This is a genomic window from Paraburkholderia tagetis (genome assembly GCF_022213065.1).
GTDB classification, from domain to species: domain Bacteria; phylum Pseudomonadota; class Gammaproteobacteria; order Burkholderiales; family Burkholderiaceae; genus Paraburkholderia; species Paraburkholderia tagetis.
The window spans coordinates 80,785-96,550 of sequence record NZ_JAKLJA010000029.1 but is presented as its reverse complement, the minus strand read 5'-3'; the positions used below and the strand labels follow the sequence as shown (position 1 = coordinate 96,550).

At 64.9% G+C, this 15,766-nt stretch carries 17 protein-coding genes and 1 pseudogene; 5 read left to right on the top strand and 13 right to left on the bottom strand.

Going from position 1 to position 15,766, the window contains the following annotated elements:
* Both L5014_RS27145 and L5014_RS27140 read left to right on the top strand, forming a co-directional pair.
* Positions 1-666 (top strand): SPASM domain-containing protein (locus tag L5014_RS27145; RefSeq protein ID WP_238466881.1); only part of this gene is annotated, 666 nt, incomplete at its 5' end.
* 245 nt (positions 667-911) lie between these two features.
* The gene (locus tag L5014_RS27140; RefSeq protein WP_238466880.1) at positions 912-2,315 is read left to right on the top strand and encodes a methyl-accepting chemotaxis protein; all 1,404 of its coding nucleotides are present in this window, start codon (positions 912-914) and stop codon (positions 2,313-2,315) included.
* Between the two features lie 54 nt (positions 2,316-2,369).
* Here the strand turns inward: L5014_RS27140 and L5014_RS27135 are convergent, their stop codons facing one another.
* A complete protein-coding gene (locus L5014_RS27135) occupies positions 2,370-2,918 on the bottom strand; it encodes an acyloxyacyl hydrolase (protein WP_238466879.1) in 549 nt (182 codons plus the stop codon).
* 421 nt (positions 2,919-3,339) lie between these two features.
* Here L5014_RS27135 and L5014_RS27130 point away from each other — a divergent pair, with 421 nt between their 5' ends.
* Positions 3,340-3,648 (top strand): hypothetical protein, encoded by a 309-nt coding sequence (locus L5014_RS27130; RefSeq protein WP_238466878.1) that lies wholly within the window; start codon positions 3,340-3,342, stop codon positions 3,646-3,648.
* 35 nt (positions 3,649-3,683) lie between these two features.
* Here L5014_RS27130 and L5014_RS27125 read toward each other — a convergent pair whose 3' ends face one another.
* The 4 genes from L5014_RS27125 to L5014_RS27110 all read right to left on the bottom strand — a co-directional run bounded on the left by L5014_RS27125 (position 3,684) and on the right by L5014_RS27110 (position 5,918).
* A complete protein-coding gene (locus L5014_RS27125; RefSeq protein WP_238466877.1) occupies positions 3,684-3,863 on the bottom strand; it encodes a hypothetical protein in 180 nt (59 codons plus the stop codon).
* Positions 3,864-3,970: 107 nt separating this feature from the next.
* A complete protein-coding gene (locus L5014_RS27120) occupies positions 3,971-4,252 on the bottom strand; it encodes a DUF4148 domain-containing protein (RefSeq protein WP_420800147.1) in 282 nt (93 codons plus the stop codon).
* Between the two features lie 220 nt (positions 4,253-4,472).
* Entirely contained in the window at positions 4,473-5,018 is a 546-nt protein-coding gene (locus L5014_RS27115) for a universal stress protein (protein WP_238466875.1), read from the bottom strand.
* A gap of 60 nt (positions 5,019-5,078) precedes the next feature.
* Entirely contained in the window at positions 5,079-5,918 is an 840-nt protein-coding gene (locus tag L5014_RS27110) for a universal stress protein (protein ID WP_238466874.1), read from the bottom strand.
* A 257-nt stretch (positions 5,919-6,175) separates the two neighbouring features.
* Between L5014_RS27110 and L5014_RS27105 the strand changes: the two genes are divergently transcribed.
* Positions 6,176-7,027 (top strand): universal stress protein, encoded by an 852-nt coding sequence (locus L5014_RS27105; RefSeq protein ID WP_238466873.1) that lies wholly within the window; start codon positions 6,176-6,178, stop codon positions 7,025-7,027.
* Between the two features lie 28 nt (positions 7,028-7,055).
* On the opposite strand, the gene L5014_RS27100 is transcribed toward L5014_RS27105, so the two are convergent.
* The 5 genes from L5014_RS27100 to L5014_RS27080 form a co-directional block, all read right to left on the bottom strand.
* Complete coding sequence (locus tag L5014_RS27100) at positions 7,056-7,844, bottom strand: helix-turn-helix domain-containing protein (RefSeq protein WP_420800145.1); 789 nt, start codon at positions 7,842-7,844, stop codon at positions 7,056-7,058.
* Between the two features lie 13 nt (positions 7,845-7,857).
* Positions 7,858-8,265 (bottom strand): response regulator, encoded by a 408-nt coding sequence (locus tag L5014_RS27095; RefSeq protein ID WP_238466872.1) that lies wholly within the window; start codon positions 8,263-8,265, stop codon positions 7,858-7,860.
* Between the two features lie 125 nt (positions 8,266-8,390).
* Positions 8,391-9,038 carry a response regulator gene (locus L5014_RS27090; RefSeq protein WP_238466871.1) on the bottom strand — a complete coding sequence of 216 codons (648 nt, stop codon included), beginning with the start codon at positions 9,036-9,038 and terminating at the stop codon, positions 8,391-8,393.
* Complete coding sequence (locus L5014_RS27085; protein ID WP_238466870.1) at positions 9,035-11,143, bottom strand: PAS domain-containing sensor histidine kinase; 2,109 nt, start codon at positions 11,141-11,143, stop codon at positions 9,035-9,037. Before L5014_RS27085 ends, L5014_RS27090 begins: the two co-directional genes overlap by 4 nt.
* Before the next feature lie 277 nt (positions 11,144-11,420).
* The gene (locus L5014_RS27080) at positions 11,421-12,875 is read right to left on the bottom strand and encodes an MBL fold metallo-hydrolase RNA specificity domain-containing protein (protein ID WP_238466869.1); all 1,455 of its coding nucleotides are present in this window, start codon (positions 12,873-12,875) and stop codon (positions 11,421-11,423) included.
* A gap of 208 nt (positions 12,876-13,083) precedes the next feature.
* On the opposite strand from L5014_RS27080, the gene L5014_RS27075 reads away from it, so the two are divergent.
* A complete protein-coding gene (locus L5014_RS27075) occupies positions 13,084-13,542 on the top strand; it encodes a hypothetical protein (RefSeq protein WP_238466868.1) in 459 nt (152 codons plus the stop codon).
* 16 nt (positions 13,543-13,558) lie between these two features.
* Here the strand turns inward: L5014_RS27075 and L5014_RS27070 are convergent, their stop codons facing one another.
* From L5014_RS27070 to L5014_RS27060, 3 genes and pseudogenes are all read right to left on the bottom strand, one after another.
* Positions 13,559-14,584, bottom strand: a complete 1,026-nt coding sequence (locus L5014_RS27070) for an Acg family FMN-binding oxidoreductase (RefSeq protein WP_238466867.1) — start codon at positions 14,582-14,584, stop codon at positions 13,559-13,561.
* A gap of 11 nt (positions 14,585-14,595) precedes the next feature.
* Positions 14,596-14,721 (bottom strand): annotated as a pseudogene (locus L5014_RS27065) (universal stress protein); the annotation flags it as partial.
* A gap of 55 nt (positions 14,722-14,776) precedes the next feature.
* Complete coding sequence (locus tag L5014_RS27060; protein ID WP_238466866.1) at positions 14,777-15,607, bottom strand: universal stress protein; 831 nt, start codon at positions 15,605-15,607, stop codon at positions 14,777-14,779.
* Between the last annotated feature and the right edge of the window lie 159 nt (positions 15,608-15,766).

The following is a 15,766-nucleotide window of genomic DNA, read 5'->3' as shown; positions in this document are numbered from 1 at the left end:
ATGGTGCTCAACTGCGTCCTGCATCGTTACAACCTGCCGCATGTGGCGCAGATCATCGAGATGGCACTCGAGCTCGGCGCCGACTACCTCGAGCTTGCCAACACGCAGTACTACGGCTGGGCCATGCTCAACCGCGACCAGTTGATGCCGACGGCCGAGCAGCTTGCCGAGGCGGAGGCGACGGTCAATCGCTATCGCGAGCGCATTGGCGGGCGCTGCAAGATCCTGTTCGTTGTGCCCGATTACTTCGAGCGGCGTCCCAAAGCCTGCATGAATGGCTGGGGCTCGGTGTTTCTTGGCGTGGCGCCGGACGGCGCGGCGCTGCCGTGTCACGCGGCGCGCTCGCTGCCGGGACTGGTGTTGCCGAACGTGCGCGACATGCCGCTGCGCCAGATCTGGTACGAGAGTGAGGCATTCAATGCCTTTCGCGGCGATGGCTGGATGCGCGAGCCATGCCGCGACTGCGACGAACGCCACACCGATCATGGCGGGTGCCGCTGCCAGGCCTGGATGCTGACCGGCGACCCGGCGGCGGCCGATCCGGTGTGTGAAAAGTCGGCGCATCACGGCCAGGTCGTGCAGACGGTGCAGTTTGCGCGGCAGCCCAGGCCGGTGGACGAGCAGCCGCTCATTTTTCGCAGCAGAGAGAATTCGCTGGCGCGGTGAACGCAGAGCGCTGTTCAGAAACGTGGCGCGCGCCGTGGGTGGCGACACACAAACCACGAGGGCCATGAAGGCGACAAGGGCAGCGGGGCAGCGTCGGTCGTCGGGGCGGTGATCGCGCTGCACATTCTGGTGCTTGCGATGGACGCTGCCCGTACTCCACGCAAGTCGCCAATCCTTCCCCACACAACAAAGCCCAACCGCGCCCCTTGCGTGCGTTGAAGAGCCAGATTACACAGGAGACGCCAATGACCCGCTTCAGTTTTCGACGCCACAATCTCCGGCAAATGGTAGTTAGCGACATTGCTGAAAAAGCGGGGGAGCTGGGAGTCGAGATCTGCGATGTATCCGCACACGTGGACAAGGTCGCACAGCGCGCACGACGCCAGGCAGAACTGTGCGAGGCGCTCTGCCGGTCCGCCTCGATGACGATGAGTGGCAATCAGCGGATCGCCCTGGCTGCCGGACAGATGCGCACGGTTACCGCGCAAACCGCTACCGGTGTCGAGCAATCGCGGGAGACCCTGACGGCATCACTGACCGATATTCAGCAGTTGGTCGAAGGGGTGGGGGTCGTGGAAAATCGCATTGCTACGGTGCGCACTGCGCTCGACGAAGTTAGCCGCGTATCCGAGGAGATTTCGCAGATCGCACGACAGACTCAGTTACTGGCGATCAACGCAGCAATCGAGGCGGCACGCGCGGGAGCAACCGGCCGGAGCTTTGCGGTGGTGGCCGCCGAGATAAAGAGTCTTGCGACGAAGACCTCTCTGGCGACCGTGAAAATCGAACGCACATTGGCACAACTTACCGGGCACACCGAGCGATTGATTTCTGAAGGCAAGAGCAACGCAATGAGAGCCAATCGCGTAGGTGAGAGTGCGCGCGGCCTGGGAGACGTTGTGAGGACAACGGGTGAGGCAATCACTCAGCTCAATGACGATGCTGGCCGGATTGCGACGCTCACGTGCGAGATCGAGACCGAATGTGCCGGGTTGGAATCGCAGGTGCTCGAGATGGCGAGCGGAGTCGAAAATTCCAGCGATAATTTCGTGCAGGCTACCGAACGCCTGAACAATATACTGCATGTTTCGGAGACGCTAATTGAGTTGACGGCGGAGACGGGATTGGAAACCGCCGACACGCGGTTCATCGAAGCCGCACAGCAAACTGCCACGACCATCGGCAAACAATTCGAGGCCGCTCTTGCCAGAGCGGAGATCTCGCTAGATGATTTGTTCGACGAAGTCTATATTCCGATTGCCGGGACCAATCCCCCACAATTCTTGACGCGGTTCACGAGCTTTACCGATCGTGTATTGGCCTCCATACAGGAACCATTGATGGAGATCGACCCACGAATCGCATTCTGTGTCGCGGTCGACGCACGCGGCTATTTGCCGACTCACAACGCACGGTTTTCTCAGCCGCAGTGCGATGACCCGGTCTGGAATGCGGCATACGCCCGGAATCGGCGGCTGTTCGACGATCGCACCGGCCTTGCCGCGGCGACCAACGTCAAACGATTCCTGTTGCAGACCTATCGGCGCGACATGGGGGGTGGCGAGTTCGCGCTGATGAAGGACGCGTCCGCACCGATTTTCGTTGCCGGCCGGCATTGGGGTGGATTTCGCATCGGCTACCACGTTTGATGCATTGACTCAAACGGCCGGCGTGGCAACGGAATAGCGAACTCGCGTTAGCGCTCAGAAGTTGTACTGCACGTAGATCTGGCTGAAGTTGATGCCGGGATTCGGATGCTTGAGTCCGGCATTGGACAAGTGCTGGAAGCGGAAACCGGCCTGATAGTTCTGGTGCTCGCCGAATTGTGCGCCCACGCCAACCATGTCCGCGAATTGGAACGACGAAGAAAAGCTGCGGTCCGGCGTCTCATCCACGTGCGAGAGCAGGCGCAAGCCCACGCCAGCTTCAATGAAAGGGCGGATATAGCCCGAGGTCTTCACGAAGCGAAACACCGGCGTAAAGCCGAATTCCCAGATGTTTGGATGCGAGGCCGGTTTTTCCTGGAGGTCCCAGTAACTCACGTGTCCCTCGCCGACCACGGTGAAATGATAACCGCCTATCTCCCACCATTTCCATCCAGGATCCCAAACGATACCAAGGTCCGCCTTCTTCACGTTGTGGTCTGCGACGCCGCCGGCAAACTGAATGCCCCACTGATCAGCATGCGCTGCGGTAGAGCTCATGCATACCCCCGCAAAGAGCACAGCGAGAGATAGTCTACGTTTTTGCATTTCCCCACTCTTCCGGATTTTGTTTTCGATGCGACGCCTGACATTGAACGGAAGAATGCCGCGTCGAACGCGCGGTGGATTATAAATTCAGGGCGAGGATCGTGGACGTTGCGCCAGCGAAATGCTTTGTTACCGAAATCAGGAAGATCGAATTACTGTGAGCTAAAGTCGGATAGTCGTACGGGGAAGTTGAGGCGGGAAATTGAACGCGGAGGTGAGAGCGCTAACCGGGTCAAGCCGTTATTTTGTCAAACTCTGTTTCGTTGGGATGCGACCACGTGGGGCGATAAACACATGATTTTACCTGGCGCCCTGTGTCAAAATCTTTTGTTGGTTCGCGGGAATGACGCACCAACAAATAGCGCGGCGGCCGACCGGGTCCGCGGCAGCGATCAAAGTCAAACAGAGGGAGAGGACGCGGATGCGCGAAGAAGCAGAAGACAGAAAAGAACAACAACGCCTTCAAGCGGTACGCGAAGCAGTTTGGGAGGCATGGTCCGATGACGACAGCGCATTCGAGCGGATTCACAACGCACTGATCTCGATGGTGATGGAGAATTCACCAACGCAGGAGCAATTGAAAGCGGTCTTTATGCTGCTGCCGGCCAATATCATTGGTCAGGGCATCTCGCGGGGCTTCGAAGGCACCGACTTCGGCGACGAAATCTATCGGTTCATTGGAGAGAACGAGGGCATCGTTCGCGCAAAATTGGCGACTGCGCTCGGCTGATACGATGAAAACAGGAGCGGCGATGACTGTCCCGCTTACCCGCCGAATGGATCATCAAGCACTTCGTTCGGCTTGTCTGTCTGGGTGAAGACGAGGCCATGCACGAGCCGTGGCCAGGCCGCGATACGGCCATGCCGCAGGCGGACGCGGAGCGCGCTTGATGCGCGCGTCATTGGCCCGATCTTGAATACCGCGCGCAGCGCATGCGCATCCACGATAAGACCGCCACCGAGCACGCAGGGTTATCGCGCGCTCACGGAAACATTCCAGTGACTTGCCAAGCGGTCGAATCTATTGACCGAGGTAGACCGGCTTCATGCCGTCAGTAGGCAGGGCGCACGGCAAGAGGCGAGCCCGAGTCCGACGAGCCATTCGCGGCGCCGCCGACCGCGTTCTTTTGTGCGGCAACCTTGGCTTGTGCAGCAAGAACGTCATCCGGGTAGTGCGCGTCGTCGATGTGAGAGGGGTTATAGCCGACATTTTCGAGCTGCACCATTTCGGCGCGAACCTGCGCACGGGTAAGCGGCGCATTCGATTGGGCAAACGATGCAACCGGGGCAACTATGACCGCAGCAATTGCGAAGGCGGGGATAAAGGGCTTCACGAATACGACCTCCATCGTGCTTTGTTATTCGGTGCGGCCCGTCGCAGCAACCGACCTTCAGAGTCTAGGAGTTTCACGAACTGGAGTGAACCTTTGTTTCGACAAGTGATTCTTTCACCCGGCTAAATGATCGCCATGCTCGCGGTTCGAATTGCGGCCCCGCAGTCTCTTGCCTCTGAAACGAGGGCAACCATGAACCACAACCTCGCCGACATGCTCATCAGCACGGCACGCGCGAGTCCTGATCAGGTTGCGAGCTTCCCCGGCATGCAGTCACGCTTGCCGGGCGGTCATCCGACGCCTTGGCCTCAGGCGCTGCCGCCCGCGCGGGCACGAGCAGCACGGGGCGGCACGCACTGCGCAGCACGCGCTCCGCGACGCTGCCGAGCACCAGCCGCCGCACGCCGCGGCGCCCGTGCGTGCCCATGACGATCAAATCCGCGTGCCAGTCGGCGGCGGCGCGTTCGATGCACTGCGCAATGTCTTCGACGCCCAGTTCGACTTCGGCCGTGCGCGAGGCGCCTTTCACACCGGCGCGTGTCATCCGCGCCTGGGCATCGGTGCTGACGGTTCGGCTCTCTTCGACATACGCATCGCGCACAATCGATGGATCGAAGCCCGGCACGTCGTAAGCGAGCACCGGCATATCGATCACGTAGAGGGGTTGCAGCTCCGCGCCACTATCGCGCGCAAGCTGGATCGCGGCATCGAGCGCCGCGCTAGCGGTCTGGCTGCCGTCGAGTGCAACGAGAATGCGGGAAAACATGGCGTGCCTCCAGGCTCGTCAGGGGATTGGGGGACTTGGGAAAGGAGCATGTACGCTCGCTTAGTGGGACATGAGCACGGGCAGTGTCATCGTGAGCAGGACCGAGCGCGTCGCGCCGCCAAGCACCGTTTCCTGTAGCCGCGGGTGGCCGTATGCACCCATCACGAGCAGGTCGAAACCGCCCTCTGCTGCGTAGCTGAGCAGTGCCCCGCCCGTGGTTTCCGATGCGCTTCGGTCGAAGCGGGCAATGTCGACGGCGTTCGCGCCCTGGCGTGCGAGCATGGCGGCCAGATCCGCGCACGACGTCTGAGGAGCCGCGGAGGTGAAGGTGCTCGAGGTGGCGGCGATCGTGACGTGCGCGGCGCGCGTGATGAGGGGAATCGCATCGTGAACCGCGCGTGCCGCCTCGCGGCTGCCGTTCCACGCAATCAGCACGCGCTCGCCGATCGATGCGAAGAAGCCGGTGTACGGCATCACGAGCACGGGGCCCCCGGCGCCCAGCACGATCGACTCGGCGAAATGATCGGCCACGTAGGTGTCCGGCTCGTTCAGATCGGTTTGCCCGACGATGGTCAGATCGGAGGTCCGGCTGCGCTGCGTGACGGCGGCGATCGGTTGGTCTTCAGCGGCCAGCCACACGCCCTCGACCTGCGCGCGCGCAAGCTCCGCATGGAACAGCCGCTCGATCGCGGCGCGCTGCTCCGCCCGCAGCCTGCGGTGCGCGTCGTAGTAGTCGACCGTGCCGGCCATGACGTAGTACTCGCGCGGGCTCGGCTCAAAGGTCGCGAACAGGCCGTCCAGATGCGCGCCATACGTGCGCGCGAGCTTCAGGGCGAGCGACAGTCGCGCGTTGGCGCGTGCGCTCGTATCCAGGTGAACCGTCAAGGTCTTGTAGGTCATGGCAGTGCTCCGGCGAGAGGGGAACGGCAATCGCGGCCCAGCCCGACGCGGGCGACGAACTGATTCGAGTCTAGGAATGGGCGGCCTATCGCCCTTGATTTAAATCAAGCGTCTGCGGGTGGCAAAGCGGGCGAACGGCGGCACAAAAATGCGGCGTTAAAGCCAGGGGCGAGCGCGAGCATTGAGGCAGATCAATCGAGAAAAGCCGTATGTTTCTAGATTGAAGACGGTGCGCGCTTGCGCCGGGGAGTCAAAAAATGAGGCGTTCGGCCACTCAATTAACGAACACGCCAGTCGTCGTCGCACCGTTCTCGCGCATTGTTGTCCTGATCACTGGACGCGAACACGTGGCTGCGCTGCTCGACTGCGTGGCCGGCTGGGCGCAGGCTGGCGCGCGCGTGCGCGTTGCCGCATTGGCGGGCGGGCCTTCGGATGAAGAGACGGGAACCCGGGCCGCCCAAGGCGCCTTCAGGCGGCTCATCCTGAGCGCAACCGTTGACGCCGCCTGCGAGACGCTCGTGCGGTGCGGAATCGAAGCAGACCCGGAGATCGTCGAACTGCACGAGAGCGAGCGGCAGACAGCCGCGCTTGCGCGTGCGATGTGCGCCTGGCAGGCGGATCTCGCGATCGGTGCGCCATCGAACCCGGTCGCGCTCGCGGGCTCGACGGAGCGTCCCGTGCTGGTATTGCCGCAGCCGTTCGTGCGCCGATGCCCGGTGCCGCCGCAGCGCATTTTCGTCGCGAGCGACGGGAGCGCTGCATCGGCCGTTGCGGTTCGGGAGGCCGCACGCGTCGCAGTCGCCGGTGCGGCGCTCCGGGTGGGCTATCTGGCTTGCGACCCGGCATCGGCGCGGCATCCCGAAGACTTCGATGCGGTTGTTCTCGAAGCGCAGCACGACGGTGACGCGGCTTCGCATGCGATCGTCGAGGCCGCACTGCAATGGCGCGCCGACCTGCTGGTGCTGGGCACGCGCGGTGGCCACGAGGGCGGGCGGTGGCGCTTTGGGAGCGTTGCGGCCGATGTCGCGCAACGTATTGTCTTGCCGCTGCTGCTCGTGCCGCAGCCTTCGGGACATGCGTCGCTCGCGGCGGGGAGCCGCATCCATTGAATTGACGGCGAGCCGGAACAATCGCAGATCACACGCGCGCGAGACCCTCGGCATCCACGATGCGGACCCGCTTGCCGCTCGGTTCGACCAGGCCTTCGCGGTGAAAACGCGAGAACATGCGGCTCACCGTTTCGAGCTTTATGCCGAGAAAGCAGCCGATTTCCTCGCGGCTCATCTTCAGATTGAACTGCGCGCCGGAGTAGCCGCGCGTGCGAAAGCGCGCGGCGAGATCGAGCAGGAAGGCCGCGAGCCGCTGCTCCGCGGTCATCGTGCCCAGCAGCATCACGAGGCTCGATTCGCGCACGATCTCGCCGCTCATCAACTGGTAGAGATGACGTTGCATGCGGCGGTTCTCGTGGCAGAGCGCCTCGAACCGGCCGAACGGAATGATGCAGACCGTGCTGTCCTCGAGTGCCATCGCATCGCAGTTGTGCGTGCCGGCACATACGCCGTCGAGACCGAGCGGATCGCCGGGAATCTGGAAGCCCGTGACCTGCTCGCGGCCGTCGCGATGCATCACGACCGTCTTGAACGCGCCGGTGCGCACGGCGTACAGGCTCTGGAACGCATCGTGTGCGCGAAAGAGCGTCTCGCCGCGCTTCACGTTGCGGGTCGTGAGAACCACGGTATCGAGTTGCTGAAGCTCGGTCGAGGTGAGGTCCGCCGGCATGCAGACCGCGCGCAGCGAGCAGGTGGAGCAGCGCGAGGCGGGGCGGCGCGGGGCCGCTTCTCGCACCGCTGGCTGCAGCGCAATCGCCGGCCAGCGCATGGGCGCTGGCGCTGGCACGGGGCAATCGCAGGCGGGCTCGGCATACATGACAGTCTCCAGTTCAGCGTGCAGTCGGCGCACGCTGCTTCACAAGCGCTTCGATGGTGTGGCAGGCGGCGTCGAATTCGGATGTCTTGTCGAAGAAGAAGTCGGCGCCGGCGTTCTCGCAGGCCGCCCTGAACGGCGCGGCGCAGTGGTTCGTCAGCACGATCTTGACGACCGCGGGCTGTTCGCGCGAGAGCTGGGCAATCAGATCGATGCCGCTGCTCGCGGTGAGCCTCAGGTCGACTACGGCGACATCCGCACCGCGCGCTGCGATTTCCGTCAGGGCGGTGGCCGTATCCTCGGCCTCTCCGACCACGATCACGTCCGGAATGGCGGCGAGCGCTCCGGCGATTCGGCGGCGTACCGGTGTCGCGTCCTCGACGAGAAAGACGTGCAGCTTCTGGCGGATCAGGTCGGCTTTCATGTAGCCAGTATCGGCGGCGCCATCCCGAAATAAAATCGGCGACGATGGATCTTGTCGTACGCAGGACGGAAGCGTTGTAGGGCGATCCCTACAACGATGCGACAGCGTGCCGCTCGCGGCGCGGCTCAGGGTTCGTCGGGATCGTCGAGGAGCTTATGGCGCAGGGCATAGCGGATCAGCGCGGCCTCGTGCGGCATCTGCATTTTTTCGAGGATGCGCACCTTGTAGGTGCTCACCGTCTTGGCGCTCACGCATAGCGCCTGTGCGATTCCGGTGATGGTCTCGCCAGCGGCGATGCGCCGGAACACTTCGAATTCGCGGTCGGAGAGCCGCTGGTGGGGCAGCGTATCGGCGGGTTCGTTCAGACTTTGCGCGAAGCGCTCGGCCATGGCCATGCTCACGTAGACGCCGCCCGTGGCCACCTTTGTGACGGCGTTCACGAGTTCGGAGCTGGCGCTTTCTTTCGTGAGATACCCCGAGGCGCCGGCCTTGAACGCGCGCACCGCGTATTGCTGCTCGGCGTGCATGGTCAGCACGAGGATGCGCAGCGCGGGCTTCTCGTCCTTGATCTGCTTGATGAGTTCCACGCCGCTGCGCCCCGGCATCGACAAATCGAGCACCAACACCTTGGCATCGCGCTCGCGCACGAGCGCAAGCGTCGTGGCGCCGTCGCAGCCTTCGCCAACGACTTCGAAATCGTGCGCGTCCTCGAGGATGCGGCGCAGACCCTCACGCATGAGCGCGTGGTCGTCGGCGAGGATTACCTTGATCATGAGGCGCTCCCTTCCGCCTGGAGGGCGTCGAGCCCGAACGTGACGGCAATGGCAAAGCCTTCTCCGGGAGCCGTGTCGATCTCGATGGTGCCGTTGAACATGTGCACGCGCTCGCGGATGCCCAGCAAGCCGAACGACTTGTCGTGACCGGTGCGCTGCGTCCCGTCGCCGGGGGCGCGCTCGGCGCCGCGGCCGTTGTCGACGATGCGCAAGGCGAAATGCTCGCCATCGACTTCGAGCGTGAGCACCACGATGCTGGCTTCGGCATGGCGGGCGACGTTGGTGAGCGCTTCCTGGACGATGCGAAAGAGCGTCGAGGCGGCGGCGCTCGAAAACGTCGCGCCGCCCATATGCAGGTGCCGCTGGACCGCGATGCCATAGCGGTTCGTGAAGTCGTTCGCGAGCCATTCGATCGCTGGCACGAGCCCGAGGTCGTCGAGCATGACCGGGCGCAGGTCGGCCGCGATGCGCCGTACCGCCTTGACGGTCGAATCGATCAGCTTGCTCATGCCCGCGATGTGCTGGGCGGCATTCGGGTCGAGGGTGCCGCCCAGCCGGCGCTCGAGTGCGGAGAGATCGATCTTCAGCGCAGTGAGCTGCTGGCCCAGATCGTCGTGAAGTTCGCGCGCGATACGCGTCTTTTCCGCCTCGCGCACGTTTTGCAGATTGGCCGAGAGTTCGCGCAGCTCTTCGCGCGAGCGCTCGAGCGAGTGCTCCGCGCGCAGCCGCTCCGTGATGTCGCGCAGCATGACCGTGTAGAGCTTGCCAGAGGCATCCCGGTTCTGCGAAATCGATGCCTCGATCGGAAATTCCTCGCCGTTGGCGCGCAGGCCATAGAGCACGCGCTGCTGGCGGCCCATCTGGCGCTCGGTCACACCTGTGGCGCCGAACGTGTCGACGTGCCGCTCGTGGGCCGCGCGAAAGCGCTCGGGTATGAAGCGCGAGAGCGGCGAGCCGATTGCTTCCATCGCGCAGAGACCGAAGACGAACTCGGCGGCCGGATTGAAGATGACGACGCGCTGCGCTTCGTCGACGGTGATGATGGCTTCCATCGACGAGCGGATGATGCCCATCATGCGCGCTTCGTTCAGATGCGCGTCGGCGTCGGCCGGCGCGGGCGCGTCGCTCGTGCGCGCGAGGCGATGCGCGAGCCAGGCGCACAGGGTGGCGGCGAGCGCGCCCGCGAGCAGGATGGCCGCCGCGCAGGTGGCGGCGCCCGTGACGAGCGGGCTGCCGTCGATGCTTGCGTCGAGCGTGAGCGTCGCGCCGCCGAAGGACAGCGCATCGACGTGTTCGAAGCGCGACCCGCGCATGAGTTCATCGGCTTCGGTGGGGGCGCTGCGGTAGAGGTCGATACGCGGCTGTCCGGCGTGCACGGCAAACGCGAGATCCGGCTGGGCGGCGAGAAGCGGCTCGAACAGCCTGCGTGCATCGAGCAAGGCAACGGCGAAGCCGGCGGGCGCAGCGTTGCCGCTAGCCGCCGACGCCGACGCCGACGCCGACGTCGACGCCGACGTCCCGTGGACCGGAAGGTAGAGCAGCAGGTGCGGCGGGGCGTCGTCCGAGGCCGGTGCGGCTGCAAGCCCGGCGTTGCCGGTTTGGGCGGCGTAGCGAAGCGCGGCCTGTACGGCGGTGGTCTGCGCAAGCGCCACCGCGCTGCCAGGCGCAGCGGCGCCGAGCCCGGCCCAGAGCGTTCGCGCACCGGCTTGCGCGGGCGTAGCCGCGCTCGAGCTGGACGATTGCCCGACGTAGCCGAGGGCGACGACTGCGGAGCGCGAGTCGTCCAGGCCGATCGCCAAGACGTAGCGCTGCCACGCCTCGGGGCCGGGAGCCTGGTCGAGCATGGCGCGCGCGCCGCGCAGCATCGCTTCGTCGGCGATCAGCGCCTCTTCGACGCTCGCGCGCAAAGCGGCCGTGCGGCGGGCAAAACGCTGCTCGGCAGCGGTTTGCCACTGTTGCACGACGAACATCGCGACCGCGCCAGCGCCCGCAAAAACGATCACAAACGCGAGCACAGCGGCCACGGCGGGCTGGCTGAGCCTGGCGAAGAGCGCATGCGCCGCGCCGCGCGCGACGCCGCCTGGCGAATCAGCACTTGCGCTCATGGCAATGCCCCGTGACGAAATGCTGGGTGCAGTTCTCGTGTGTGAGCCATGCGCGTGTGAATCAGGAATTTCATTGGACCGGAACCCGATGTCCGATAGCGCATCGGTTGCTTGTCCCAATTTTATGTGCGGTGCGAACCTCCGTCTTGAAAAACTTGCCTGCTGCGAAACGTCGCACCGGCTTGGCGATGGCCCTGCAAGTCCGCGTAGTTGGCTGGAGGCTAGCCGGGTGGTGACCTGGCGGTTGCCTGGCGGTGACCTGGTGGCTAGCGGATGGCTAGCGGATGGTTGGCGGATCAGCAGCCTGTTGCGCGGCCGATTCCGGCGTGCCCACCGGCTCGCGGAGCGGGCACGGAAGGTCGCGAACCGGCTCTTCGGGAAGCTCGACCGTTTCCAGGTGTTCCGGCACGCTGCAATTCCAGTGCAGCGTTTCGCTGATGCGCCGGCGCAGCGCGTCGGCGGCGGCGGGCTCGCCGTGCGTCACGAAGGTCCGCACGGGCGGGCAGACCATGCCGGCCAGCCAGCGCAGCGTCTCCCGGTAGTCGGAATGCGCGGAGAGCGACGAAATGGAGGCCACCTCGGCGCGCACCCGCACATAGTCGCCGTGCAGCTTGATCGCGCTCGCGTGCGCCTCCAGCGCCGCGCCGCGCGTGCCGGGTGCCTGGTAGCCCACGAGCGCGATCGTGTTGCGCGGGTCGCTCGCGTAGAGGTTCAGGTGATGCAGCACGCGCCCGCCCGTGGCCATGCCGCTGCCCGCGATGATGACCATCGGCCCGTTGCGCGAAGCGATAGCCTTCGAGTCGTCGACGCTGCGCGTCATGAATGCCGCGTGGTCGATGGCGTGCAGTTGCGAGATGGTCAGCCGGTGCTCGCGCATGTGGTGGCGGTAGAGATCCGTGACGCTGATTGCCATCGGGCTGTCGAGATAGACCGGAACATTGGCCATGCGCCCCGTCTCCTTGAGGCGCGCAATGTAGTAAAGCACTTCCTGCGCGCGTCCCACCGCGAAGCAGGGCATCACCACGATGCCGCCGCGCGCGAAGGTGCGCGCGAACATGTCGGCCAGTTCGTCTTCGGGGTTGAGGGCAGCATGCAGCCGGTCGCCATAGGTCGACTCGACGACGAGATAGTCGGCATGCACGGGCGGAACCGGCGCGCGCATGAGCGGGTCGTCGGGGCGCCCGAGGTCGCCGGAGAACGCGATCACCGTATGCCCGCTGCACAGCACGACGCTCGCGGCGCCAAGAATGTGCCCGGCGGGCAGCAGCCGGAAACTCAGACGCTCGCTGAGCGCAACGGGCGCGTCGAACTCGCGCGGGCCGATGAGGCGCAGCGCCGCTTCGGCATCCTGGAGCGTGTAGAGCGGCAGGGCCGGACGATGCTTCGAAAAGCCGTGGCGGTTTGCGAAAGCGGCGTCCTCTTCCTGCAGGCGCGCGCTGTCGCGCAGCATGACCTCGCACAGGTCGGCGGTGCCCGGCGTGCAATAGACCGGTCCACGGTAGCCATTGCGCGCCAGCACCGGGAGATAACCGCAGTGGTCGACATGCGCATGCGTGAGGATGACGGCGTCGAGCGTATCGGCGGGAAAAGGCAACGGCCCCCAGTTGCGCAGCCGCAGGTTCTTCGTGCCCTGGAACAGCCCGCAGTCGATCAACACCCGCTTGCCTTGCGCTTCCAGCAGATAGCGCGAACCCGTGACCGTTTGCGCCGCACCCAGAAAAGTCAGCTTCATGATGCTCTCCTCGCCATGCACCCCAAGGGCGCGTCTGGTGTTCATTGGAGCGCGCTTCGCCGCTACGGGATTGATCTGAGTCAGATGCGTTGCCTGCGCCGAGCCCCGGAGCTTCGTTTGAGCCAGATCAATCTGACGCGAAGTTACGATTCATACATTGGGCCAGGTGGCCCGCAGTTGCGAGCCCGTTCCCGCAGGAGCAGCAGCGATGATTCGTGGATTGATTTCGCGCCGGGCCTTGTGCGCGGCCCTGCTGATGGCAACGCTTGCGGCGTGCGCGTCCGACGCCGCCCGCGAGGCCTTTCTTCTGACGGAAACCGGCCTGGAGGCGGCGCGCAGGCAGGCGATCGTCGAATGCGCGACGCCTGGCGAATGCGCACAAGCATGGGAGCGGGCGCGGGCATTCGTGCAGTCACATACGCCGACGCCGATCGAGCGCATCACGGACGAAACGATCGAGACAGGCATGCCGCACGAGTTCGGCGTGGCGTATTTCTGGGCAGTGCGCCACACGGTGGACGACGCAACGACGACGATCCGTCTGAAGGGGATGTGCCGCGGCATGTACGGCACGCGCGGCGGACCTGGCTGGATGTATCGGCGCTGCGCGACCCAGTTGCGCGATGCGGAGCTTGAGTTCGCACGCGAGTTTGGTAGTGCCAGGTAACGGCTTTTACGGGCTTTTACGACATGACCTTTCCGAGCGGACGGCGCGGCGTTGCAGCGTCGGGGGTTCCGTGACCAATGCGCAGCAGAAGCTGCGGATGGTAGCCCGGCGGCAGCCCGGTCAGGGCGCCGAGCTTCTGGCGCAGCTCCGGTACCTCGATGGGCTGGTTCAGGTACGAGGCGCACAGTCCGTGCAAGGTCGCCAGCAGCAAGACCCGTTCGAGCGCCTGCCCCGTTGCGAGCCACGCCTGCGCGTCGTCGACGCCGGTCGCCAGACACAGCAGCAGCGGCGAGCCCGCTACGAGGTCGCGATGCGTGGCCGCGAGGCCGCCGCCCAGGTCGAACGTGCGAATCGCCGATGCCACGAGCGGCGCGGTGAAGTCGAGAAGGGGGGCGAGGCCGGCCGCATAGGCAGGCATGCCGTCGTCGGCGTGACGCGGGTGGATCCATTTTGCGAGTTCCCGCCTGAATCCCGGATCGGCGAACTGCCGGTGGTCCGCCTCGGCCACGAGTTCGGCAATCGCATAGCGCGGCCCCGCCGCACTCACGCAAGCGACTTCGACGCCCTCGGCGTGCGCGGCCTCCCTCAGGTGCTGCTCGATGGTTGCGTCGACGGGCTCCGGCGAAAATGGATGACGCGTCGTGACCCGCTCGTAAATCGCACTCATGAACGCGGCGAGCTCCGCCCCTGTGGTGCGCTCGCGCAGCAGACACACTTCGGCAAGCAGATCGGGGTCGGCGTTCGACGGGAAGGTCGTGATCGCGTAGCCAATTCCGAGGCTCGCAAGCGCCACCCGCAGATTGAAGAGCGCCGCGCCGCAGCTGATGATCAGCTCGCGGTCGTAGGGATCGACCACGGGCAAGGCGCGCAGACGGTCTGCGCACAACAGTACGCGATCCGCGTCGCGCACGAAGCGCCACGGCTGGCTGTTGTGGCTCGAGGGTGCGAGCGTCGCGTGACGCAGGGCGAAACGCACGGAGAACTCATGCGCTTCTTCGTCGGTGCGGCCAAAGGCTGCGTACGTGCCAGGGACGTCTAGCATGGCGGGTTTCCTTGTCGAAATACATAAAGGCCGACGAGATGCGCGTCGAAGCGCCCCGCCAGATCGAGCGCGAGCGCAAGGCGCACCGCGCATCGCGGCGCGTCGTCGAGGTGAACGAGCAAGGTCTTGTAGTACATAGCGTTTTTCGGCAGCGATCGGAAAGCTCGGATGCAAGCCGGCGGCACGGCCCGCTCAATGCGACATCAACACGGGCACCGACATCGAGCCGAGCACGGTCTGCGTGACGCCGCCGAGCAAGAGCTCCTTCCAGCGCGCATGGCCGTAGGCGCCCATCACGATCAGATCGCAGCCGGTCTGGCTGGCGTGCGAGAGCAGGGCGTCGCCAACCTGGAGCGTCGGCGGCGGATGCAGCTCCGTGACCTGCATCTCGAGGCCGTGGCGCGCGAGGACGAGGCCGATGTCGGCGCCCGGAACACGATCGCTGTTTTTGTGCGCAGGCGTAAAGGTCACTAGCTCGGTCCGCTGCGCGAGCCGCATGAAGGGCAGCGCGTCATGGAGCGCGCGCGCGGCGGACTGGCCCGCATCCCACGCGACCATCACGCGCTCGCCCACCGTCCGGAATCCGCCGACATAAGGCACGAGCAGCACGGGCCGTCCCGCGCTGAGCACCACGCGAGCCTGCAGCCGGTTGCTTAGCGACGCGTCCACATCGTCGGGGTCGCTTTGGCCCAGCACGATCAGATCGGCGAAGCGCGCGCGCTTCAGCAACTCGTGCTGTGCGTGGCTAGCCGTGCGCCAGGCGCCCTTGAGTCTGGCCTCGGCAAGACGGGAGAAGAACCGATGTTCGAGCGCGCGGCGGTGGTCTTCGTGCTCGCGCTGGCACTGCGCCCAGTACTCGCCATCCAGGATGAGTGCATAGGCCGCGCTGTGCTCGGGCACGGCAGGCGCGAAAAGTGCGCTCACGTGCGCGCCGTGACGCTTCGCGACGTGCAGCGCGACATCGAGGCGGGTCAGCGCGTGCTGGCTTTCGTCCAGATGAACCAGGATGCTGCGGTACTCCATGATCGGCGCTCCACGATGGACCGGACACCCAGGCGGTGTTCCGTGCGGTTCACTCTGCGCGCCGAAGCCGATTTTCAATTGACCTGAGTCAATCTTCCGCAGCCGCCCGAACGGCCAATCTGCAATTGATGCATGTCAATGCTCAGCGGGGCGCAGTCC